Here is a 22,387-nt window from a genome sequence, read left to right on the forward strand (position 1 = left end):
GACATGGGGAGTGAGATGGATCGGCTCGTCACCTATGCCGTCGACGGTCACGTCGCCCGGCTGACGCTCGACTCGCCGCACAACCGCAATGCGCTGTCCACGCGGCTGGTGGAGCAGTTGCATGCCGGACTGCGGGCGGCGGCGGAGGATTCGGCGGTGCGGACCGTGGTGCTGGGTCACACCGGCGGCACGTTCTGTGCCGGTGCCGACCTGAGCGAAGCGTCGGACGGCGATCCGTTCGACATGACCGCCGCGCGGGGTCGGGAGATGGCGGCATTGCTGCGGGCGATCGTCGAATGCCCTATGCCGGTGGTGGCGGCCATCGACGGTCACGTCCGGGCCGGCGGTCTCGGGTTGGTGGGGGCGTGCGACATCGCCGTCGCCGGCCCGCGCAGCACGTTCGCACTGACCGAGGCGCGCATCGGCGTAGCCCCCGCTGTCATTTCTCTGACACTGCTGCCGAAGATGACGGCGCGCGCGGCCGCCCGGTACTACCTCACCGGTGAGACGTTCACCGCACCGACAGCCGCCGAGATCGGCGTGATCACGTTGGCCGCCGACGACGTGGAGGCGGCGATCGTAGGCATCGTGGCCGATCTGGGGCGTGGCTCGCCCCAAGGGCTGGCGGCATCGAAGGCGCTGACCACAGCCGACATTCTCGCCCGCTTCGACCGCGACGCCGAGGACTTGGCAACGGAATCGGCCCGGCTGTTCATCTCCGAGGAAGCTCACGAAGGCATGCTCGCGTTTCTCCAGAAACGCCCGCCGCGCTGGGTGCGATAACACAGGCGTGAGAGAACAGCGAACACTCTTGCGGTTGCCGATCAGAGTCGTACCCTCGTAAGCGATGAGCAACTTGACACCGCGGGACGCATCGACGCGGGCTGCCGACGCAGACCGCATCCAGGTTGCCCAATTGCTCGGCGAGGCCGCCTCACGGGGGCGTCTGGCGCTCAGTGAGTACGAGCAGCGGTTGGCGAAGGCGTACGCCGCGCAGACCTACGAGGATCTTGATCGGCTCACCGAGGACTTGCCGGAGGCCGCCGACGCCTCGAACCGGCGCGGTGCGTCGAACCCGGCACCCAAGACGCTGCTGTTGGCGATCCTCAGCGGGTTCGAGCGCCGCGGCCGCTGGAATGTTCCCGGCCGGATCACGACCTTCACCCTCTTCGGCGGGGGCGTCGTCGACCTGCGCTACGCCGACTTCACATCGGCGAACGTGGAGATCCACGCGTATTCGATCATGGGCGGCCAGACCATCCTGCTGCCGCCGGAGATCAATCTCGAGGTCCACGGGGTGGGTGTGATGGGTGGCTTCGACCACGACGTGGACGGCCCGGGTACGCCGGGTGCGCCGAAAGTCACCGTCCGCGGTTTCTCGTTGTGGGGCGGTGTCGGCATCAAACGCAAGAACCGAAAGCCCAACGCCCCCGAGGCGCACTAGGCAGTCCGCACACAATTTCGGCCCCTTCCACATAGGAAGGGGCCGAAGTTGTTGGTGCGGGGGTTACTTCGAGCTGTCGCCCGAGCTGGAGCTGCTCGACGACGACGAGCTCGAGGAGCTGGAATCGCTCGACTTGCTGGACTCCGTCTTGGTCTTCTTGCCACCGCTGAGCGCGTCCGAGATCCGCTTGCCGATCTTGGCGAGCGGGTTCTGCGGCTTGGCCGGCTTGGTGGTGGGCTTCGTCGACGACGTCGGGGCCTTCGGGGACGCAGCGCCGGTCGACTTGGCGGGCGTGGTGGCGGTGTCGTCGGTCGACGTCGTGGTGTCGGTCGACGACGTGGTGTCGGTCGACGTCGAGGTGTCGGTCGACGTCGTGCCTTCGGTCGACGTCGTGCCTTCGGTCGACGAGCCACCGGTCGAGGTGGTCTCCGATTCGGTCTTGGCCTCGGCGGCGACCTTCTTCGACGCCGCGGACGACGCGGTGGTGGTGATACCGGCGGCGGACTTCACCGCGGTCTCGAGACCCTTGATGTCGTTCTGGATGGTCGTCGCGGCCGCGCTGACCGCCCCGGCCAGTCCGGCGGCCGAGGCCGCGCCGGGCAGGTTGTCCGAGATGGACGTCGCCACGTAGGCCAGGATCGCCGACAGGCCGTTGGTGCTGTAGCTGAAGCCCGTGCCGGTGTCGGGGTCGTAGTCCGGCGTCTGTCCGTAGAAGAACAGGCTGGCCAGGATGCCGCCACCGAGCTTGACCGGGCCGAGATCGAAGGTCGGGACCAGCTGCGCGGCCGACGAGACGATCGAGTTGATGACGTTCGGAATGCCGTAGTAGAACGTCGCCTGCGCCGCCTGGAAGATCGGCGAGCTGGTGCCGAAGAGCTCACCGGCGCCCACGTAGGGAATCGAGGGAGCGCCGATCTCGAAGTAGTAGTTGTCGAGGTCGAAGCCGGGGAGGAACGTCTCGGCGGCGTTGTCGACGAGGTAGTACAGAACACCCGAGGCGCCGCTGACGTAGACGTCGCTCACGCCCGGGTAGTAGGTGTTGTCGGTCTGGATGTAGCCGCCCCAACCGAACCAGTAGGCGTCGTTGATGCCCTGGATGGTGATGTCGGTGATCGCCGTCAGCTCGTACTTGGCCGTGGACAGCGGCAGCGGGGTGGAGGTACCCAGCGCGATGTCGTGAGTCGGAAGGTACGCCGGTGAGGCGGCGACGATGGCGGCGGCACTGGCCAGTGCCGCGCCGGTCATCAGGAAAGGCCGAGTCCTTGACGCCATTGCTAATTCCCCTTGTTGGTGCGGTTCGCCAGGGTCGTGACGAACTCGGTGCTTTGCTGATACGAATCTTAGAAGATCCTGATAGATACTAAGGGGCTGTTTGCCCCTCGGCAAGCGGTACCACGGAATTCAGGGACTTAAGTACTTCGCTTTTTTCACACCAATCACGCAGTACGGACGGGCGTCCGGTAGCCAATTGACGGTGGGGAAACATACGGGTTACCGACGTGTTGCACGTGTTCGCTAACGCCCTGCGCCCGAGAACGTTGACGTCAATAACAAACTGGTTTGCCACACCCTTTGCTAACCACACCATCGACCGGGCCGCGACGCAGGCCCGGCCCGGCTTTGCTGAATACCTGAGAGCTTCTCAGCTCAACGCCGGCGCCGACGCGACCGCAGGTAGTCGCCCACGACCGCCGCGCCCAGGCCGTCCAGGTCGGGAACCACAACCCGGCCCCCGACGCGGCGCGCGACCTGATCGATGAATCTGGCCAGGCCCGGGTCGTTGCCGAGTCGGAAGATCGTCACCTGCGCACCGAGGCGGGCGACCTCGTCGAACCCGCGCACAGTGTGCGCGATGGTCCGCGGATGCGGCGGGTAGTCAAAGAACACCGACGAACCCTGACCGTCGAAATCCTCCAGGTGCGCGGTGGGCTCACCGTCGGTGACCACCAGCACCACCGGTTGGGCGTTGGGGTGGCGGCGCAGATGCCGGACCGCCAGCGCCAGTGCGTGGTGCAGGTTGGTGCCCTGCTCGTAGACACCTTCGAGCCCGGTCAGCTCGGCCGCGGTCACGGTGCGGGCGTAGCGGCCGAAGGCGATGATCTGCAGCGCATCCGAGCGGAACCTGGTGCTCACCAGGTGGTTGAGCGCCAGCGCGGTCTGCTTCATCGGCAGCCACCGGTTCTCCATCACCATCGAGAACGACGTGTCGACCAACAGCGCCACCGCCGACTGTGTGCGAGTCTCGGTCTCCGACACCTCGACATCGTCGACACTGATCCGCAGCGGCCCTTCGGTGGGCCCGCCGGCTTGCCGCAGTACCGCGTTGGTCAGGGTGCGGGTGACGTTCCAGGGCTCGGTGTCACCGAACGCCCAGGGCCGGGTGGCGCCGGTGAGTTCGCCGGCAGCGCCGGCACGACGGGTGTCGCGCTCGCCGTGGCGGCCCGAAAGCTGTTGGGCGACATCGCGAAGCGCGGTCTGCCCGAGCTGGCGCATGGCCTTGGGCGACAACCGCCACTGGCCGTCGGAGCCGCGATCCAGGAAGCCCTGGTTCATCAAGGCACGTTCCAGCTCGGCCAGCGTGCGCGCGTCGATGGCGGCCTGATCGCCGAGCTGGCGGGCCAGCGCGTCGAGGTCAACGTCGTCCATGGTGGCACCGGCGTAGCTCTGCGACAGCTGCTCGGCGAGCTGCTCGAGTTCGGCGATGTCGGCCATCGCCTGGGCGCCCTCCCCCATGCCGAGCGGGTTGTCGCCGGAGAATTCCGACGAACCGGTCCAATCCTCGCCCGGCCGGGCGGCCTGCAGGTGGGAGTCGAGCCGATTCAGCGCGTTCATCAGTTGTGGCGAACCGAAAGCCTGCTGCGCCAACGCATCCAGCTCGGCGCGCTGGTCGGGGGTGAGGCTGTTGCGGAAGCGCTGCGCGGCGGCGGCCCGCTGGGCCAGCGAATCGAGGAGTTCCTCGACGTTCTTCGGATTCTCCGGAAAGTACTGACCGTGCTTGCGCATGAAGTCGTCGAAATCCTGCGCGCTGTCCTCGCCACGAGAATGCTTGTCCAGCAGATCGTTCAGGTCGTCGAGCATCTCGTTGACCGCTTGCCGGTCCTCATCCGTCGCGTTCTCCAGCGCCTGCTTCATGCCGGCGAACCGCTGATCGAGCATCTCCCGGCCGAGCAGATCCTTGATCTGCTCGTACTTCTGGCGCGCCTCGGGGCTGCGCCAGTTGTAATCCGACAACTCCTGCACCGCCTTGGCCGGCGACGGTGAGAGCGACTCGATCTGCAGCTCCTGGAATCGGGCGTCGTCGTCCAGGGCGCGCGCCAGTTCCTTACGTTCGGAGAGCACCGCGTCGTCGAGCAACTTCTTGATCTCTTGCAGGGTGCCGTCAAGGTTGTTGCGGTTCAACAATTCTCGACGTCGACGGTTTACCTCGGCGGCGAGCCGGTCAGCACCCTTGGTGTTCTTGGTTCCGCGCCGCAATAGCTCGGACAAGGCACGCCGCGGTGACGTGCCTTCCATGACGTCCTGCCCGATCTGCTCGAGCGCGTCGCGCAGATCCACCGGCGGGGCAAGCGGATCAGGTCCCCCGGTATACGCCGAATACCGGGAGTCGTGTGCGTGTCCCCGATCCGCTTTAGCCATAGACGGTTTCGCCTTCTCCTGTCACCTTGTCGATCCGCTTGGCGAGATACAGTGCCTCCAGCGCCAATTCGAGCGCGGCGGCCCGTTCCCCCTCGGTTTCGGCATCCAGTCGCTTGGCGATCTCGTCGATCACCGGCAGGTCTGGCAACGCCGCCAGCACGTCCTTGGCCGCGACCTGCTCACCGGTGGTCACCGCCGAGCCACCCTCGACGGCCGCAACCAGCGTGCCGACGTCGATACCGCCCAGCACCCGCTGCGCGGTGTCGGCGGTGGCGCGCCGCAGCAGATGCTCGAGCACCGCCTGCTCGCGACCCTCCTCGCCGGACTCGAACTCCAGCTTCCCGCGCAGCACGTCGACGATCGTGCCCAGGTCCACGACACGGGCCACCGGCTCGTCCTCGCCCAGGATCGCACCGCGGTGCCGCGCCGAGGCGGCGACGGTCTCGGCGGCGGCGATCGCGAAGCGCGCCGACACACCGGAACGCTGGTCGACCGAGTTGGACTCGCGCAGATAGCGCGCGAACCGGGCAATGATTTGCATCAGGTAGGTCGGAACCTGCGCCGACAGGTGCGCCTCCTGGGTGATCACGCCGACCTCGGCGTCGAGCTCACGCGGGTAGTGGGTGCGGATCTCGGCGCCGAAGCGGTCCTTGAGCGGGGTGATGATGCGCCCACGGTTGGTGTAGTCCTCAGGGTTGGCGCTGGCGACCACCAGCACGTCCAGCGGCAGCCGCAGCGTGTAGCCACGCACCTGGATGTCGCGCTCCTCCATGACGTTGAGCATCGAGACCTGGATGCGCTCGGCCAGATCGGGCAGCTCGTTGACCGCGACGATGCCGCGATGCGCCCGCGGGATCAGGCCGTAGGCGATGGTCTCCGGGTCACCGAGGCTGCGCCCCTCCGCGACCTTGATCGGGTCGATGTCACCGACCAGGTCCGCCACGCTGGTGTCGGGGGTGGCCAGCTTCTCGGTGTAGCGCTCGCTGCGGTGGCGCCACTCGATGGGCAGATCGTCGCCCGATTCCCCGGCCCGCCGGATCGACTCCGGCGTGATCGGCGTGTAGGGATGCTCGCCGAGTTCGGATCCGGCGATCACCGGCGTCCACTCGTCGAGCAGATTCTGCAACGACCGCAGCAGCCGGGTCTTGCCCTGCCCGCGCTCGCCGAGCAGGACGAAGTCGTGGCCGGCGATCAGTGCCCGCTCCAGCTGCGGCAGCACGGTGTCCTCGAAGCCGAAAATGCCAGGCCAGACCTCATCTCCGTCGGCCAGCGCGGTCAGGAGGTTCTCCCGGATCTCCTGCTTGACGCTGCGCTCCCGGTGCCCGGAAGCGCGCAGTTCGCCGAGAGTGCGGGGGAGGTTGTCAGGTGAAGTCACCTCTCCACGCTACGACTGCCACGCCACCGGGGCATTACGCGGTCAGCGCAAAGTCATATTTGGCCCCGCGGAATACCCACGTTCAGTGTGTGAACACCCGCGGTCAGTGCGCGAAGTGCCGGGCCCCGGTGAGGTACAGCGCGATCCCGGCCTTCGCCGCGGCCTCGGTGACCAGCTCGTCGCGCATCGATCCGCCGGGGTGCACGACGGCCTTGACACCGGCCTCGGTCAGCGTCTCCAGGCCGTCCGGGAACGGGAAGAACGCGTCGCTGGCCGCCACCGCACCGCGGACCCGCTCTCCGCCGCGCTCGACCGCCAGCCGAGCCGCGTCGACACGGTTGACCTGGCCCATGCCCACCCCGACCGTGGCGCCGTCGGCGGCCACCACGATCGCGTTCGACTTCACCGCACGGCAGGTGCGCCAGGCGAACCGCAGGTCGGCCAGTGTCGCCGCGTTCGCGGGGGTGCCGGTCGCCAGCGTCCAGTTCGCCGGGTCGTCGCCAGGTGCGTCGATCCCGTCGCGCTCTTGGATCAGCAGACCTCCGCTGATCTGGCGCAACTCCGCTCCGCCGATCAGCGGCTGGGCGGCGACGAGCACGCGAATGTTCTTCTTACGGGCCAAGATCTCCACCGCACCGGGCTGATACGCCGGCGCGATGATGACCTCGGTGAAGATCTCCGAGACGAACTCGGCCATCTCCACGGTGACCTCGGTGTTGGCCGCGATCACCCCGCCGAATGCACTGAGCGGATCGCATTCGTGGGCCTTGCGGTGCGCATCGGCCACCGACACCGACGAGATCGCGATGCCGCACGGGTTGGCGTGCTTGATGATGGCAACGCAGATCTCCTCGTGATCGAACGCCGCCCGCCACGCCGCGTCGGCATCGGTGAAGTTGTTGTAGGACATCTCTTTTCCGTGCAGCTGCTCGGCTTGGGCCAGACCCGGCCAGCCGGCCTCGTCGCTGTAGAGCGCGGCCTGCTGATGTGGGTTCTCGCCGTAGCGCAGCTGCGACGTCCTTTTCCAGGTGCGGCCGAACCACGGCGGCAGGAGTGCCCCCGCATCGTCTTCTGCACCCTCCTCGGGGGCCAGCACCGAGCCCATCCAGCCGGCCACCGCGACGTCGTATTCGGCGGTGTGCCGAAATGCCAGTGCCGCCAACTTCTGTCGCTCGGCGAGCGTGAAACCACCGGACCGGACCGCGGCCAGAACGCCGTCGTATCCGAGCGGGTCGACGACGACCGCCACGCTGGCATGATTCTTGGCCGAGGCACGCACCATCGAGGGACCGCCGATGTCGATCTGCTCGACGCACTCCTGGACCTCGGCGCCCGAATCGACCGTCTCGGTGAACGGATAGAGGTTGACGACAACGAGATCGAACGGCTCGATCTTCAGCTCGTTGAGCGCCGCGAGGTGTTCCGGCTTGCGGGTGTCGGCAAGCAAGCCGGCGTGGATGTGCGGGTGCAGTGTCTTGACCCGGCCGTCGAGCACCTCGGGAAAGCCGGTGACGAACTCCACCGGGGTGACCGGAATGCCTTTGTCAGCAATGGTTTTGGCGGTCGAGCCGGTGGAGACGATGGCCACGCCCGCCTCGTGCAGACCCTGCGCGAGCGGGATCAGCCCGCTCTTGTCGTACACGCTGATCAGCGCGCGCCGGATCGGCCTCTTGCCTACAGTCCCCGCGGTCATCCTATGGTCGCCTTTCTGCCACTCCAGGTCACTCCGCGCTGAGCCAGCGCGGCCAGCACATCCACCAACAGCCGCCGTTCGGTGACCTTGATGCGTTCGTGCAACGTGTCTTCGTCGTCATCGTCGAGAATCTCGATGGGTTCCTGGGCCAGGATCGGGCCGGTGTCCACGCCGGCGTCCACCAGATGCACGGTGCAACCGGTGACCTTGACCCCGTAGGCCAGCGCGTCGGGCACCGCGTGAGCACCCGGAAACGCCGGAAGCAGCGCCGGGTGAGTGTTGACGACGCGGCCCAGGAATCGTGAAAGAAATTCCGGCCCAAGTATTTTCATGAACCCGGCCGACACGATCAGGTCGGGGCGGTGCGCTTCGGTGGCATCGGCGATCGCGGTGTCCCAGTCGGCGCGGCTCGGGTGGTCCTTCAGACGCACGCAGAACGTGGGGATGGACGCGGCCTGCGCTATCTCGACGGCGCGGCAGTCCCGGTCCACCCCGACCGCGGCGACCCGCGCGGGATAGTCGCCGACGGCCGCGCTCAGCAGCGACTGCAGCAGCGATCCGGTTCCCGAGGCCAGGACGACGAGTCGTGCCGGCGCACTCGGCGGGATGTGGATCGGATGCTGCACGGCGATGAGCCTAACGGCACGTGCGAAGGTTCAACGCTCGGGCGGCCCGGTCTCGATGTCGTCGTCGACGACCATCAGGTCCTCGACGTCCTCCAGATCGGGTGCCGGCCGTACCGGCTGCGGCGGCGGGGCCGGGTCCGGCTCGGGTTCCGGTTCGGCCTCGGATTCCGGGTCCGGCTCGGCTGCCATGTCCGGGATGGGCGTGGTGAGCGCCTCGTCGTCGTCCGCGAGGTCGCCGTCGAGGTCGCCGTCGAAGAGCGGTTCGTCGACCGGCGCCGCCGGAGCCGGCGGCTTCACCCGTTTCGGACGGCGCCGCACGCCGCCGGTCAGCACCACGGTGAGCGCGCCGATGGCGAAGAACCAGAAGAACACCGCCGGGCCGAAGGTGCTCTGGTCCACCCCGACGTCGCCGAAATTACCGAGCTGTCCACCGCCGGCGTAGCCAAGCACCGCCATGATCACGGCCGCCAGCAGTGATGCGACCGCGACTTTCGCCAGAGCCGTCGGCCAGGGCAGCGGTCTGCGCGCGCACTGCTGCCCGACCGCCACCCCGGATGCGGCGCCGACGATCAGCAGCGCAACCCACACCGGCCCGAGCGGTGGTGTCGGCACCGCGGCCAGGATCGGCACCGCTGGGATGTCGCCGCCGAAGACGGTGAACGAACTGAACGTGGCGAACCCGATATGGGCGCTCGATCCGACCGCCATCGCCGAGGTCCCGACGATCACGTTGGGCACGTACAGGGCGGACAGCAAGGTGAGGCTGAGCTGCCCGAACAGCGAATCGGTGACGGCGTACAGCTCGTGCATGGTGCCCCAGTGCACGACCAGCGACACCGTGGTGACCGCACCGGACAGTCCCAGCAGAGCCAGCAGGCCCGCCAGGGCGGCCCGCACGGTGTCGCCGAGCCACAGCGGTAACCGCAGGGCCGTCAGCGCCCGCCAGCCCACCTGCGAGCCGACCCCGATCAGCGCTCCGATGCCGTGCACCGCCAGCACTCCGGAGAATGCGCGCAGTGCGCTCGGGGTCTGCAGCTCGGTGATCACCGACGAGGCATCGTGGATCACTGCCAGCGCGATCGCCGCGAACAGCAGCGGGCCGCCGATGGCCGACGCGACGATCCACCGGGTCACGAACCAGGAGGCGCGCGGTGAGGTCGCATGCGCGCATGTGCGTGCGGTGCCCGCGACCATCAACAGCACCGGCAGCAGCGGCAACACCGCAAGCTGGTGCCCGGCGATCGAAATGGGCACCTGATGCACCGCCAGCCACATGCTGGCGATCGCACCCAAGGTGCCCGTCATGTCGCTGTTGGCGATGACGAGCTGCAGCAGGGTCACCGCGGCGATCACCACCAGGGCGACCACCGACGGGCCGAACGCAACCCTGACCAGGTCACGCGCTTGGCGCGCGCCGACTGGCCGCTTGTCCTCCATCCGTGTCACTCGACGCGCCGGTCAGGCGTGGTGCGCGAAGAGCGCCCGGTTAGGACGGGCTCTGACCCGACGGCGACGATGACGGCGCCTGGGGCTGCTGCTGTTCCGGCTGTCCGGCGGGCTGCTGCTGACCCGAGCCGCTCGACGGCGGCGGGCTGAAGCTCGGGAAACCGGTCGGCGGGGTGGGCGGACCGCTCTGCGCGCCGCCGAAGTTCGGCGGACCGGACGTGTAGCCGCCGCCGTACTGGGACGGGTAATTCGGCCGCGGCGGAAGTCCCTGCGGCGGGCCCTGCGGACCGGGCTGGCCGTAGTAGCCGCCGGGAGGCGGGCCGTACTGACCGAACTGCTCGTATCGGGGCCGGGGCGCCGGCGCGGTGATGATGCCGGCCTCCAGCAGCAGGGCCGCCACCGCGGCGATGGCCTGCAGCAGGGTGAAGGCGAGCAGCAGCCACAGCCCCCAACCGACGGAGAAGCCGGTCGGCTTGCTGATGACCTGAGCGATCGCCATCAGCACCGCGATCACCGATGCCGTGGCGATGACGCCGCCGTAGTCCCGGGCCTTCGGCAGCAGGGCAGCCGCCGCGAGCAGCGCGGCAACCAGGGTCGCGACCACCGGGTAGCCGCCCCCACCGCCGGTCAGCTCGGCGCCCCCGAAGGGACCGAGGTCGGCGTGGACCGTCAGGATCGGCCCGAAACTGGCCAGGTACGCCGCCAGGCCCAGCACGATGGCGGCGATGTTCAGGTACTGCGGCAGCTTGCTCGGTCCGGCCTCGGCCGGCGCGAACGACTGTGTGGGCGCCCCGTAGGGGCCGGTCGGCTGCGACGGTTGGTAGCCCGGATTGGTGGGCGGATAAGTCATGGCCTCTCCTTCAGCCTTGTCACGCCGCGCATCCCCCGCGGCGCTGCGTCGGTTGTGGCTCGCGAACGGACCCGCAGGTCGGCGTTCGCACACCACGCTATCGCACAGCGCCGCGCCCACCGCGACCATCGGCGTGTCACACAGGCAGTTGGTAACCGGCCGTCACGGCTCAGGCGGAGGCCTGAAGCGGCGCTGCGATCGAATCGCTTTCGGCAGCTTCGATTTCACGCACCAACGGCAACACCCGCGCGCCGAAGTACTCGATCTCCTCCTGGAAGTGCAGGAAGCCACCGAGGATGAGATCCACTCCGCGCTTGCGGTAGGCGGAAATCCGCTCGGCGATCTGCTCGGGGGTACCGATCAACTGGGTGCGGAAGCCGTCGTTGTATTGGACAAGGTCTTCGTAGGTCGAGTCGGCCCACATCCCGCGCTTGTCGGCGGTCGAGGCGCCGGCCTGTTGCACGGCGGCGTGAAAACCGTCGACGGCCGGCTTGTTGGCCTTGGCGATGATCTCTCGAAGGACTTCCCTCGCCTCTCTTTCTGTGTCTCTGGCGATGATGAAGCCGTTGAGTCCGAACTTGACTTCCCGGTTGGCGTCGCGGGCGTGGTCGCGAACCTCGACGAGTTGCTCGGTGACGCCGTCGAAATCCTTGCCGTTCGAGAAGTACCAGTCGGCGTAGTAGCCGCCGTTACGCCGCGCGGCGGTGGAGTTGCCGCCCTGGAAGATCTCCGGGTTGGGCCGTTGCGGTGTGTTGAGCGGCTTGGGCTTCAGCGTGAAGTCGTGGATGCGGTAGAAGTCACCGCGAAAATCCACCTCGTCTTCGGTCCAGATCTTGCGCAGCACCTGCAGGAATTCGGCGGTCCGCCGGTAGCGCTCGTCGTGCTCGAGCCAGGGCTCACCGAGGTGGGTGAATTCGTCTTTGAACCAGCCCGAGACCACGTTGACGGCGAAGCGGCCGCCGGACAGGTGGTCGGCGGTGGCACCGAGCTTGGCCAGCACCCCGGGCTGCCACAAACCGGGGTGGACGGCGGCGATGAGCTTGAGGCGCTGCGTGGCCAGCAGCAGTGCCAGCGAGAAGCTGGTGGACTCGTGCTGGAATTCGGCGCCGTAGCTGGCCTCGTAGCGGACTTGGGACAGCGCGTACTCGAAACCGTTGTTCTCGGCGGTCTGCGCGAGCTTGACGTTGTAGTCGTAGTTCCAGTCGGTGCGTTGCTCGATGGTGCTGGTCACCAGACCGCCACTGACATTCGGAACCCAGTAGGCGAACTTCACTTGGTCGGCGATGCGTTCGGTCGTCATGGTTTGCATGGTTGCGACGACCGTCGGCGGGGTCACCCCTTTTACTCGCCGAGAGTGCAGATGTCGCCCACTGAGACGCCGCCTTGCCCGGTGTTGGGCAACTCGTTCTAATGCAGCCCATGGATTACGGGCTCGTTCTGTTCACCAGTGACCGCGGCATCGCCCCGGCGGCGGCAGCCAAACTCGCCGATGACCACGGCTTCACGACGTTCTACGTGCCCGAGCACACGCACATCCCGGTCAAGCGCGAGGCCGCCCACCCCACCACCGGTGACGAGTCGCTGCCCGACGACCGCTACATGCGCACCCTGGATCCGTGGGTCAGCCTGGGCACCGCGGCCGCGGTGACCTCGAAGGTGCGGCTGTCCACCGCGGTCGCACTGCCCGTCGAGCATGACCCGATCACGTTGGCGAAATCGATTGCCACCCTTGATCATCTGTCCGGCGGCCGGGTAAGCCTCGGCGTCGGCTTCGGCTGGAACACCGACGAGCTGGCCGACCACGGCGTGCCGGCCGGGCGCCGCCGCACCTGCCTACGCGAGTATCTGGAGGCGATGCGGGCGCTCTGGACGCAGGAAGAAGCCGAGTACGACGGCGAATTCGTCAAGTTCGGCCCCAGCTGGGCGTGGCCCAAGCCGGTCCAGTCGCACATCCCGGTTCTTGTCGGCGCGGCGGGTACCGAGAAGAACTTCAAGTGGATCGCCCGCTCCGCCGACGGCTGGATCACCACGCCGCGCGACTTCGACATCGATGAGCCGGTGAAGCTTCTGCACGACACCTGGGCGGCCGCCGGCCGCGAGGGCGCCCCGCAGATCGTGGCGCTCGACTTCAAGCCGGTGCCCGAGAAGTTGGCGCACTGGAAGGAAATTGGCGTCACCGAGGTGCTGTTCGGGCTCCCCGACAAGCCGGCCGACGAGGTCGCCGCCTACGTGGAACGGCTGGCAGGCAAGCTCGCTGCCATGGACCTCTAGGCCAGCGTCGCGCGGTTCTTGCCGTCCTCGCCCGCGGTCACGTTGATCGCGGCGCCCAGCGGGTCGCCGTCGCTCATCAACGCCACCAGGGCCGGATCGGTGGTGATGGCCATGAAGCGGCTGAGGTCGGCGTCGAGGCGACCGATGATGACCCCGGTGCGCTCGGGCCAGTCGTAGCGCACCGAGTAGGTCTCGATCACGCCGCTGCCGTTGGCGTTACGGGTGACCGGCACCTTCGGCAGGGCGGCGATGTCCGCTTGCAGTTCCTTGCTGCGGTCAGGCGCCCACTCGACCGGAGTGGTGGAGTAGATCCCCACCGAGTATTTGCTCATCACACCACCGTTGGCGCCCACCAGCCCGAAAGCGCCTGGCTTGTCGCGCATCGCGGCGACGGTCTCGGCGATGCCGTGCAGTGAGTAGCTGTTGCCCGGTCCGCCGAAGTACGGCAGGCCGCCGGTGAGGGTGAGCCCACGCGGATCTTCGGCGGCCAGCCCGAAGTCGTCGCACACCGTGAAGACCGGGAACGGGAAGCAGCTGTAGAGATCGAAGGTGGCAACATCGTCGATGTCGATGCCGGCCACCCGAAGCGCCTCTGTCACAGCCTGTTTGGACGAGTAACTGACACCGACATCGGCCCGGTCCAGCAGGTCCTGCTCGCGTTGATCCGCATGACCGTGCAGGTACACCCACTTGCCTTCCGGCACACCGAGTTCGCGTGCGGCGGCCACCGACATCAGCAGTGCGGCGGCGCCCTGGTTCACCGTGTCGCGGGCCACCATCAGCCGGGGATACGGGTCGCAGATCATCCGGTTCTCGGCAGTGACCGTCGCGATCTCGTCGACCGAACGCTCGACCGGAGACGACGAAAACGGGTTCTTGGCAGCGACTTTCGAGAACGGGGAGAACAATTCGGCCATCTTGCGCCGGTAGGAGTCCACATCGAGACCCAGCCGGGCGCGGCGAGCGTTGTCCAGCAGCCCGTACTGCACCGGCGCACCGGTCAGTCCGTGGTTGGCGGTGTACTCGCTCATGTACTGCTCGAAGCCGTACCCGCGGTCCTCGAGCTGGCCGCCCACCGTCTCGCTGTGATCGGGGGCATCGGCCTTGCCCGCGAACGTCTTCAGCGTCGAGCCGTTCTCCGAGCCGAGGATCAATGCCACCCCGATCTCGCCGGCCGCAATGGCGCCGGCGAACTCGGTGACCAGCTTCTGCGGGCCGTTGCCGCCGATGGATTCGAGCACGGCGCGCTTCGGGTCGGCGCCGACACGACGGGCGACCGAGCGGATGTAGTTGTCCGAGCAACCCAGCGGCGCAGTCGCGTACGGCGTGCAGATCTCGAACTGCCGCAGGCCCGCGAACACCTCGATGGACCTGGCGACGGCAGCGACGTCCGCCCCGGTGTCGGCCAGCGCGGCGCGAACGGCCTCGGTGGCCAGCTCGACCGCCGACATGCCGCGGTAGTCCGGGTCGTCAATGCGCTCGGTGAACTGCCCGACGCCGACGATGACGGGGGTACGCGGATCGACCATAGTTCGACAGGCTAACCGAAAACTAGAACGTGTTCCAAACACAAACGAGAGTGCGGCCAGATCGCGCAGCCCAGCGGATTCGCGATCTGACCGCACACTCGATGCAGAATTACAGACCCGCCAGGATCTCCCTGGCCAGGTTGGCGGTCTCCGACGGCGTCTTGCCGACCTTGACCCCGGCGGCCTCGAGGGCCTCCTTCTTGCCCTGAGCGGTGCCTGCGCCGTCCGACACGATTGCGCCGGCGTGGCCCATGGTCTTGCCCTCGGGCGCGGTGAAGCCCGCGACGTAGCCGACGACCGGCTTGGAGACGTTGGCCTTGATGTAAGCGCCGGCCTTCTCCTCGGCGTCGCCGCCGATCTCGCCGATCATCACGATGATCTTGGTCTCGGGGTCCTTCTCGAACGCCTCGATGGCGTCGATGTGGGTGGTGCCGATGACCGGGTCGCCGCCGATGCCGATGGCGGTCGAGAAGCCGAGATCGCGCAGTTCGTACATCATCTGGTAGGTCAGCGTGCCGGACTTGGACACCAGCCCGATCGGGCCCTTGCCGGTGATGTTGTTCGGCGTGATGCCGACCAGCGCCTCACCGGGGGTGATGATGCCGGGGCAGTTCGGCCCGATGATGCGGGTCTTCTCGCCCTTCTCGACGTTGTAGGCCCACGCATAGGCGCTGTCCTGCACCGGGATTCCCTCGGTGATGACCACCAGCAGCGGAATCTCGGCGTCGATGGCCTCGATGATGGCGTCCTTGGAGAACGCCGGCGGCACGAAGGCGATCGAGACGTCCGCGCCGGTCTCCTTCATGGCCTCGGCCACCGAACCGAACACCGGCAGCTCGATGTCGTTGCCGTCTTTGTCCTTGTGGGACACAGTGGTTCCAGCCTTGCGCGCGTTGACACCGCCGACCACCTGGGTGCCTGCCTTGAGCATCAGCGCGGTGTGCTTGGTGCCTTCGCCGCCGGTGATGCCCTGGACGATGACCTTGTTGTCCTTGTTCAGGAAAATAGACATTGGTTCTGAGTCCCTTACTTGTTGGCCAGCTCGGCGGCTTTGTCTGCGCCGGAGTCCATGGTCTCGGCCTGGATCACCAGCGGGTGGTTGGCCTCGGCCAGGATGCGGCGGCCCTCTTCGACGTTGTTGCCGTCGAGGCGAACGACGAGCGGCTTGTTGGCCTCGTCGCCCAGGATCTGCAGCGCCTTGACGATGCCGTTGGCCACCGCGTCGCACGAGGTGATGCCGCCGAACACGTTGACGAACACGCTCTTGACCTGGCTGTCGCCCAGGATGACGTCGAGACCGTTGGCCATCACCTCGGCCGAGGCGCCGCCGCCGATGTCGAGGAAGTTGGCGGGCTTGACGCCGCCGTGCTTCTCACCGGCGTACGCGACGACGTCCAGGGTGGACATGACCAGACCCGCGCCGTTGCCGATGATGCCGACCTCGCCGTCGAGCTTGACGTAGTTGAGGTCGTTCTCCTTGGCCTTCAGCTCGAGCGGATCGGTGGCGTCCTTGTCCTCGAACTCGGCGTGGCCAGGCTGGCGGAAGTCGGCGTTCGCGTCCAGCGTGACCTTGCCGTCCAGTGCCAGGATCTGATCGTCGGGGGTGCGCACCAGCGGGTTGACCTCAACCAGGGTGGCGTCCTCGCCGGTGAAGACCTCCCACAGCTTCTGGATGGTCACCGCTGCGGCGTCGAGCACCTCGGCGGGCAGGTGGCCCTTCTCGGCGATCTCGCGAGCGAACGCCAGATCGACACCCTTGACGGCGTCGACGGGCACCTTGGCGAGCCGTTCGGGCTTGGTCGCGGCGACCTCTTCGATCTCCATGCCGCCCTCGACCGAGCACATGGCCAGGTAGGTGCGGTTGGAACGATCGAGCAGGAAGGAGATGTAGTACTCCTCGGCGATGTCACTGGCCTCGGCGACCAGCAGCTTCTTCACGACGTGGCCTTTGATGTCCAGGCCGAGGATGTTCTTGGCGTGGGTATAGGCGTCGTCGGGGGTCGCGGCGTACTTGACGCCACCGGCCTTTCCGCGGCCGCCTACCTTCACCTGGGCCTTGACCATGACGGGTTTGCCGATTTCCTCGGCGATGGCCTTGGCGTCCTCCGGTGAGTCGGTGACCCGGCCCGGGGTGGTGGGAACGTTGTGCTTGGCGAACAGTTCTTTCGCCTGGTATTCGAAAAGATCCATGAGCTCACTGTCTGGTCGGCGCTGACTGTTTTGTTGACGAAGTGGTGTTAGGAAGTCGCTCCGGTGGGAACTGTATCTAGACCGTCCGAGGACTCCGTCCCCGCCTACCGCTCATGTGGTACATCTCACCGCGGAGTTGAAGTGATTCAACTCACAATCCTCCGCGGAATAACTTCTTGGGTTGCGACCTGTGTTGGATCTTCGTTAACGTCGTCCGGGTCTGAGATAACGCTTTGGTCACAACTAAGGGACTTCGAGTTTTGACGCAGCATCGGCCGGCACCGACCTCCATCGGAGCTTCTTCGGCCTCGCAGCCTTTGACCAGGACTTTCGATCGCCAAGCGCCAGTCAAGCGAGCTCTCGATCCGGAGCGACTCGACGTCACCGACATCATCCCGTTCAACGAATTCGGCGATCTCTGCGATATCGATTTCCGCGAGAGCACCGCTTTCGCCAGCCTTCAGGTGGCGCGCTGCCCCGAACTCGATGATCTGCACGACGCCGACGACGCCCAGCCCCTGCGCCTGGCGGTGCCCACCCAGTTCTCCGCGCCGCGCGATGACCGCGCTGAGGTACCGCGCTTCGTCAACAACGACAACACCGACGTGCTGCCCCGCACGCCGCAGCACCGCAGGCAGCCGACCGGCGCCGTCAAGGGCCGCGTGATGATCGCGGCGATGGCCGCGGGCGCCGCCGCCGCCGCGGCCTACACCGCGGTCAAGCCCGCCACCGAAACCACCACCGAGACCGTGCTGGCCGCCGAGAAGACCCCGATGGACGGCTCGGTCACCACGCCGCGCGGCGTGCAGCTCATCGCGGTGAAGCCGATCGCCGACGCCGCCGTACACGGCGAGGAACTGGCCAATGGACAGGCCTTCGCCCAGGAACGCGCCGAGCGTGAAGCCCGGCTGCAGCGGCCGCTGTTCGTCATGCCGACCAAGGGCGTGTTCACCTCTGGCTTCGGTTACCGCTGGGGCGCACTGCACGGCGGCGTCGACCTGGCAGCGCCGATCGGTACGCCCATCGTCGCCGCCTCCGACGGTATCGTCGTCGACGCCGGACCGACGGCGGGGTACGGCGCCTGGGTGAAGATCCGCCATTCCGACGGCACGGTCACCCTCTACGGTCACGTGAACACCTGGACGGTCCAGATCGGTCAGCGGGTATTCGCCGGCGACCAGATCGCAACCGTCGGCAACCGGGGCAATTCGACCGGCCCGCATCTGCATTTCGAAGTTCTGCTGGGCGGCACCAACCGGACCGATCCGGTGCCGTGGCTGGCGAAGCGGGGCCTCTCGGTCGGCCCCTACGTCGGCTGACCTGGTGTCTGAGCCGAACGACCCGCACACCCGCATCATCCGGCGCCAGCCGTCCGGACCGATTCCGAAACCCGAAGAGCCGCGCACCGGCATCATCCGGCGCGCACCCACCGGGCCCATCCCCGCGGTGCCCGATGATCACACCGTCAACATTCCTCGGCCGCCGGCCGACGAGGCCCCGACCGGACTGATCCGCCGCGCCACCCCGGTCGCGGTGCCGGCCAGGCCGGGCGCGGTCGACGTCTCCACCGGGCGAACCGCGATCGCGGCCAGCGCGGTCAGCATCGTCAGCGGATGGGCCACCGGCGTCGTCGCCACCGACCTGATCACCGGATGGTGGGGCACCGATCGGCTGTTCTGCGTGGCCGTCGGATTCCTGACCCTGCTGTTCGCGGTCACCAGCATCGCCGGTGTGATCACGCTACTGCTGCGCCGCTCCGTCGGCCGCTACCTGATCGCGTTCGGCGCCGTCATCGCGCTGCTGACGTTCGGCAGCGTGTTCGTCGCCGGAGCGCGAATTCCGTTGGCGGTGTACCTGATTCCGGTGTTACCGCTGGCGAGTCTGATCCTGGCGCTGCACCCGTCAACCCGACGCTGGTGCCGGCTGCGCTGAGCGCCTCCGGCTTTCCCACCAAGCCCCGACGACGATCACGCCGATCGCCCACGCCGCACCGAGGAAAGCCCCGGCGACCACGTCGCTGAGGTAGTGCACACCCAGATAGACCCGGGAGAATCCCATTGTTCCGGCGGCGGTTGCTGCGCCTGCCCAGAGCACCACTCGAGCCGTCCAACCCCGGATGACCCAGCCTGCCATCCAGGCGAGCAGCACCGCGACGGCGACACCGCCGGTGGCGTGACCGGAGGGGAACGAGAAACCGTCTTCGACGATCACGGCGGTCCACGACGGCGGACGGCTGCGCCCGACCATCCACTTGGCCACCACCAGCACCACCCCCGACGAGGCGGCGGCCGCCCAGAGCCGACGCCCGTCCAACCCGGTGACACCGACCACCGCGGCACGCACCGCGCGCAGCACCGCCGCGAGACCTGCCGACGAGCGGGACCGAGACCGAGCTGACCGATCGACACCAGCCACCACCCCGACGCCGATCAACCCGGACAACCCGAGCACCGCGGGCAACCAGGATCGGATCCGCCAGCAGACCCATGCGCTGACGATGACGGTGATCACCACCAATGACAGCGGATCAGCAACGTGGGTAAGCACTTTCATCATTCCGGTCAGCCACCCATCACGATGATCGGCGACCCACCAGCTGACCGGCCGATCGACGTAGCTGTCGAGCTCTCCTTCCAGGACGCCGTCGAGCAGCTTGGTGAATCCCGCCGCCAGCAGCGCGACCAGTATCAGTCCCGACAGAAGTCCCAAGACCGCCGTCACGTCCACCGACAGCCACTGCGCCAACCTGGTCGCGGGTCCGCCGAGGCGTCGGACCGCCCACGACCGCCCAGTGACCGCCACGCGGGTCTCCCGCACGCGCGCCGTCGCCGCCAGGAAGAACTCGTGATGACGCGCCACCCAGATGCACACCAGGCACCAGACCAGAAGCGCGGCCACCACGAAGGCAGTCACGATCGCACGGCCGCGGTCAGAGTTTCTGGATGGGTGCGTGGTTGTGCATCAGCTTCACCCGGCCGGCGCTGCCGAAGTCGATCAGCGACATCGCCGACTCCCCCATCCCGGAGACCTCCTCGACGCGGCCGAGACCGTACTTGTCGTGGTTGACCCGGTCACCGGGTGCGAGGACCACCAGCGCACGCTTACCTCCGCCGGCAGGCCGCGTCGGTGACGGTCGCGGAGTGCCGAATCGGCCCGCACCGCTGACCGGCGCACTGTAGGACGGCGCCGGATCGGTGCGGCGCCAGTCGAGCAGATGCTCCGGAATCTCCCGCAGGAACCGGGATTCGGGGTTCAGCATCGGCTGCCCCCACGAGGAGCGCACCTTCGCGCGGCTGAGGTACAGCCGTTGGCGGGCACGAGTTATGCCCACATAGGCCAGCCGACGCTCTTCGGAAAGCTCAGCCGGATCCCCCAGCGCCCGCATGTGCGGGAACATGCCGTCCTCCCAGCCGGTGACGAAGACGACCGGGAACTCCAGGCCCTTGGCGGTGTGCAGGGTCATCATCGTGACCACCCCGGAGCCGTGCTCGGGCAACTCGTCGGAGTCGGCCACCAGCGACACCCGTTCCAGGAACTCGGCGAGTATGCCGGTCTGGGGCACGTCCTCATCGAGGTCGGTGCCGGCGTCCCCCTCTTCTGCCGCCAACGCGGCCGCGTTGGCCCGATCGATGCTGAATTCGTGTGCGACGCTGACCAATTCGTTGAGGTTGTCCAGCCGGGCCAGATCCTGCGGGTCGCTGGAGGATTCCAATTCGCTGCGGTAACCGGTGCGGTCCAGCACCGCCTCGACCAGATCCCCGAGCTCGTCGCCGAGCTTGCCGCGCAGATCGTCGAGCAGTTTGACGAAGCTCGCGATCGCCTTCTCCGAGCGGGTGTTCAGCATTGGTACCTTGCCGGCCGCCGCAGCGGTCAGCGCGTCGGCGAAAGTGCTGCCGGTGTTCTCGGCGTACACCGCGACGCAGGCCTCGGCGCGGTCGCCGATACCGCGGCGCGGGGTGTTCAGGATGCGCCGCAGGCTGACGGCGTCGCCGGGGTTGTCCAGCACCCGCAGGTAGGCGACGATGTCGCGAATCTCCTTGCGCTCGTAGAACCGAACGCCGCCGACGACCTTGTACGGGATGCCGGCGCGGATGAACACCTCTTCCAACGAGCGCGATGAGTTGTTGGTCCGGTAGAACACCGCGAAGTCGTTGTACGAGAACCCGCCGCGATCGGCGAGTGCATCGATCTCGCTTGCGACGAATCTGGCCTCGTCATGCTCGTTGTCGGCGACGTAGCCGACGATCAGCTCCCCGTCACCCTCGTCGGTCCACAGCCGCTTCTCGCGGCGGTTGGCGTTGCGGGAGATGACGGAGTTGGCCGCCGTCAGGATGTTCTGGGTGGACCGGTAGTTCTGCTCGAGCAGGATCGTGGTGGCGTTGGGGAAGTCGCGCTCGAAATCCTCGATGTTGCGGATCGTCGCGCCGCGGAACGCGTAGATCGACTGGTCGGCGTCGCCGACCACGCACAGCTCGCTGGGCGGCACGGTGTCGGTATCGGGGGCGGTGACGCCGACGAGCTCGCGCACCAGCACGTACTGGGCGTGGTTGGTGTCCTGGTATTCGTCGACCAGGACGTGCCGGAACCGCCTGCGGTAGTACTGGGCGATCTGCGGGAAGTTCTGCAGGACGGCGACGGTCTCACCGATCAGGTCGTCGAAGTCCAGCGCGTTCGCCGCGCGCAGCCGTCGCTGGTATTCGCCGTAGACGCTGGCCACCGTGCGGGCCAGGTCGTCGGACCCGGGCTCGAGCGCGGCGACCGCATCCTCCGGCACGATCAGTTCGTTCTTCAGGTTCGAGATCGCGTTGGACAGCAGTCGCGGCGTGTACCGCTTGGTGTCCAGGCCCATGTCCTTGGCGATCATCAGCAGCAGGCGCCGCGAATCGTCGGCGTCGTAGATCGAGAAGTTCGAGTTCAGCCCCGGCAGCAGCGAGGCCTGGTTGCGCAGGATCCGCACACAGGTCGAGTGGAACGTCGACACCCACATGTTCCGCGCCCGCGGGCCCACCAGCGTGACCACCCGCTCACGCATCTCGGCCGCGGCTTTGTTGGTGAAGGTGATCGCCAGCACCTGGCCCGGCCCGACGTCGCGGGCCGCCAGCAGGTAGGCGATCCGCCGGGTGAGGACCGCCGTCTTGCCCGAGCCGGCGCCCGCCACGATCAACAACGGGGGCCCCTCGTGCAGCACCGCCTGGCGCTGCTGGGGGTTGAGGCCCTCGAGGAGTTCGGCCGCATCGGCCGGGGGTTTGTAATCCGTCACGTGCACAGTCATGTCTGACCCAACTTACCGCTGTATGGCGACAGTTTTTTTGCGAAGCCGGGCTTCG

18 protein-coding genes are annotated in these 22,387 nt (G+C 67.4%); 5 read left to right on the plus strand and 13 right to left on the minus strand.

Features of this window, described 5'->3' with window-relative positions; all coding sequences use genetic code 11:
* Positions 1 to 15 precede the first annotated feature (15 nt).
* The gene (locus D3H54_RS23655; RefSeq protein WP_168215108.1) at positions 16 to 783 is read left to right on the plus strand and encodes an enoyl-CoA hydratase family protein; all 768 of its coding nucleotides are present in this window, start codon (positions 16 to 18) and stop codon (positions 781 to 783) included.
* Positions 784 to 847: 64 nt separating this feature from the next.
* The gene (locus tag D3H54_RS23660; RefSeq protein ID WP_149381689.1) at positions 848 to 1,444 is read left to right on the plus strand and encodes a DUF1707 SHOCT-like domain-containing protein; all 597 of its coding nucleotides are present in this window, start codon (positions 848 to 850) and stop codon (positions 1,442 to 1,444) included.
* A gap of 63 nt (positions 1,445 to 1,507) precedes the next feature.
* On the opposite strand, the gene D3H54_RS23665 is transcribed toward D3H54_RS23660, so the two are convergent.
* The 8 genes from D3H54_RS23665 to sfnG all read right to left on the minus strand — a co-directional run bounded on the left by D3H54_RS23665 (position 1,508) and on the right by sfnG (position 12,370).
* On the minus strand, positions 1,508 to 2,689 hold the full coding sequence (locus tag D3H54_RS23665) for a hypothetical protein (protein WP_149381690.1): 1,182 nt from the start codon (positions 2,687 to 2,689) through the stop codon (positions 1,508 to 1,510).
* A gap of 402 nt (positions 2,690 to 3,091) precedes the next feature.
* On the minus strand, positions 3,092 to 5,080 hold the full coding sequence (locus D3H54_RS23670) for a vWA domain-containing protein (RefSeq protein WP_149381692.1): 1,989 nt from the start codon (positions 5,078 to 5,080) through the stop codon (positions 3,092 to 3,094).
* Complete coding sequence (locus tag D3H54_RS23675; protein WP_149381694.1) at positions 5,073 to 6,455, minus strand: sigma 54-interacting transcriptional regulator; 1,383 nt, start codon at positions 6,453 to 6,455, stop codon at positions 5,073 to 5,075. Before D3H54_RS23675 ends, D3H54_RS23670 begins: the two co-directional genes overlap by 8 nt.
* A 103-nt stretch (positions 6,456 to 6,558) precedes the next feature.
* Positions 6,559 to 8,148, minus strand: a complete 1,590-nt coding sequence (purH, locus tag D3H54_RS23680) for a bifunctional phosphoribosylaminoimidazolecarboxamide formyltransferase/IMP cyclohydrolase (RefSeq protein ID WP_149381696.1) — start codon at positions 8,146 to 8,148, stop codon at positions 6,559 to 6,561.
* Positions 8,145 to 8,774, minus strand: coding sequence for a phosphoribosylglycinamide formyltransferase (gene purN, locus D3H54_RS23685; protein WP_149381699.1), 630 nt, complete (start codon positions 8,772 to 8,774; stop codon positions 8,145 to 8,147). Before purN ends, purH begins: the two co-directional genes overlap by 4 nt.
* Before the next feature lie 30 nt (positions 8,775 to 8,804).
* On the minus strand, positions 8,805 to 10,211 hold the full coding sequence (locus tag D3H54_RS23690; RefSeq protein ID WP_149381701.1) for a cell division protein PerM: 1,407 nt from the start codon (positions 10,209 to 10,211) through the stop codon (positions 8,805 to 8,807).
* Between the two features lie 49 nt (positions 10,212 to 10,260).
* A complete protein-coding gene (locus D3H54_RS23695; RefSeq protein ID WP_149381703.1) occupies positions 10,261 to 11,070 on the minus strand; it encodes a DUF5336 domain-containing protein in 810 nt (269 codons plus the stop codon).
* Between the two features lie 169 nt (positions 11,071 to 11,239).
* Positions 11,240 to 12,370, minus strand: a complete 1,131-nt coding sequence (gene sfnG, locus D3H54_RS23700; RefSeq protein ID WP_149381706.1) for a dimethylsulfone monooxygenase SfnG — start codon at positions 12,368 to 12,370, stop codon at positions 11,240 to 11,242.
* 119 nt (positions 12,371 to 12,489) lie between these two features.
* Between sfnG and D3H54_RS23705 the strand changes: the two genes are divergently transcribed.
* Positions 12,490 to 13,341 (plus strand): LLM class F420-dependent oxidoreductase, encoded by an 852-nt coding sequence (locus D3H54_RS23705; protein ID WP_149381708.1) that lies wholly within the window; start codon positions 12,490 to 12,492, stop codon positions 13,339 to 13,341.
* Here D3H54_RS23705 and D3H54_RS23710 read toward each other — a convergent pair.
* The 3 genes from D3H54_RS23710 to sucC form a co-directional block, all read right to left on the minus strand.
* Entirely contained in the window at positions 13,338 to 14,870 is a 1,533-nt protein-coding gene (locus tag D3H54_RS23710; protein WP_149381710.1) for an acetyl-CoA acetyltransferase, read from the minus strand. The two genes, D3H54_RS23705 and D3H54_RS23710, sit on opposite strands and share 4 nt — an antisense overlap.
* Before the next feature lie 109 nt (positions 14,871 to 14,979).
* Positions 14,980 to 15,882, minus strand: coding sequence for a succinate--CoA ligase subunit alpha (gene sucD / locus D3H54_RS23715; RefSeq protein ID WP_149381712.1), 903 nt, complete (start codon positions 15,880 to 15,882; stop codon positions 14,980 to 14,982).
* Positions 15,883 to 15,896: 14 nt separating this feature from the next.
* A complete protein-coding gene (gene sucC / locus D3H54_RS23720; RefSeq protein WP_149381715.1) occupies positions 15,897 to 17,060 on the minus strand; it encodes an ADP-forming succinate--CoA ligase subunit beta in 1,164 nt (387 codons plus the stop codon).
* 260 nt (positions 17,061 to 17,320) lie between these two features.
* Between sucC and D3H54_RS23725 the strand changes: the two genes are divergently transcribed.
* Both D3H54_RS23725 and D3H54_RS23730 read left to right on the plus strand, forming a co-directional pair.
* The gene (locus tag D3H54_RS23725; protein ID WP_149381717.1) at positions 17,321 to 18,379 is read left to right on the plus strand and encodes a M23 family metallopeptidase; all 1,059 of its coding nucleotides are present in this window, start codon (positions 17,321 to 17,323) and stop codon (positions 18,377 to 18,379) included.
* A 4-nt stretch (positions 18,380 to 18,383) separates the two neighbouring features.
* The gene (locus D3H54_RS23730) at positions 18,384 to 18,992 is read left to right on the plus strand and encodes a hypothetical protein (RefSeq protein ID WP_286198990.1); all 609 of its coding nucleotides are present in this window, start codon (positions 18,384 to 18,386) and stop codon (positions 18,990 to 18,992) included.
* Here the strand turns inward: D3H54_RS23730 and D3H54_RS23735 are convergent.
* Both D3H54_RS23735 and pcrA read right to left on the minus strand, forming a co-directional pair.
* Positions 18,963 to 19,973, minus strand: a complete 1,011-nt coding sequence (locus D3H54_RS23735; RefSeq protein ID WP_149381721.1) for a phosphatase PAP2 family protein — start codon at positions 19,971 to 19,973, stop codon at positions 18,963 to 18,965. The genes D3H54_RS23730 and D3H54_RS23735 overlap by 30 nt on opposite strands.
* Positions 19,974 to 19,989: 16 nt before the next feature.
* Entirely contained in the window at positions 19,990 to 22,332 is a 2,343-nt protein-coding gene (pcrA, locus tag D3H54_RS23740) for a DNA helicase PcrA (protein ID WP_149381723.1), read from the minus strand.
* Between the last annotated feature and the right edge of the window lie 55 nt (positions 22,333 to 22,387).

Origin of the sequence: Mycobacterium sp. ELW1 (genome assembly GCF_008329905.1) — a bacterium.
GTDB lineage: Bacteria > Actinomycetota > Actinomycetes > Mycobacteriales > Mycobacteriaceae > Mycobacterium.

What these genes read in the sequence shown, in the direction of transcription:
- D3H54_RS23655 (WP_168215108.1), top strand. Translation starts at nt 16, where the DNA reads ATGGATCGGCTCGTCACCTATGCCGTCGACGGTCACGTCGCCCGGCTG.
- D3H54_RS23660 (WP_149381689.1), top strand. Translation starts at nt 848, where the DNA reads ATGAGCAACTTGACACCGCGGGACGCATCGACGCGGGCTGCCGACGCA.
- D3H54_RS23665 (WP_149381690.1), bottom strand. Translation starts at nt 2,689, where the DNA reads ATGACCGGCGCGGCACTGGCCAGTGCCGCCGCCATCGTCGCCGCCTCA.
- D3H54_RS23670 (WP_149381692.1), bottom strand. Translation starts at nt 5,080, where the DNA reads ATGGCTAAAGCGGATCGGGGACACGCACACGACTCCCGGTATTCGGCG.
- purH (WP_149381696.1), bottom strand. Translation starts at nt 8,148, where the DNA reads ATGACCGCGGGGACTGTAGGCAAGAGGCCGATCCGGCGCGCGCTGATC.
- D3H54_RS23690 (WP_149381701.1), bottom strand. Translation starts at nt 10,211, where the DNA reads ATGGAGGACAAGCGGCCAGTCGGCGCGCGCCAAGCGCGTGACCTGGTC.
- D3H54_RS23695 (WP_149381703.1), bottom strand. Translation starts at nt 11,070, where the DNA reads ATGACTTATCCGCCCACCAATCCGGGCTACCAACCGTCGCAGCCGACC.
- sfnG (WP_149381706.1), bottom strand. Translation starts at nt 12,370, where the DNA reads ATGACGACCGAACGCATCGCCGACCAAGTGAAGTTCGCCTACTGGGTT.
- D3H54_RS23705 (WP_149381708.1), top strand. Translation starts at nt 12,490, where the DNA reads ATGGATTACGGGCTCGTTCTGTTCACCAGTGACCGCGGCATCGCCCCG.
- D3H54_RS23710 (WP_149381710.1), bottom strand. Translation starts at nt 14,870, where the DNA reads ATGGTCGATCCGCGTACCCCCGTCATCGTCGGCGTCGGGCAGTTCACC.
- sucD (WP_149381712.1), bottom strand. Translation starts at nt 15,882, where the DNA reads ATGTCTATTTTCCTGAACAAGGACAACAAGGTCATCGTCCAGGGCATC.
- sucC (WP_149381715.1), bottom strand. Translation starts at nt 17,060, where the DNA reads ATGGATCTTTTCGAATACCAGGCGAAAGAACTGTTCGCCAAGCACAAC.
- pcrA (WP_149381723.1), bottom strand. Translation starts at nt 22,332, where the DNA reads ATGACTGTGCACGTGACGGATTACAAACCCCCGGCCGATGCGGCCGAA.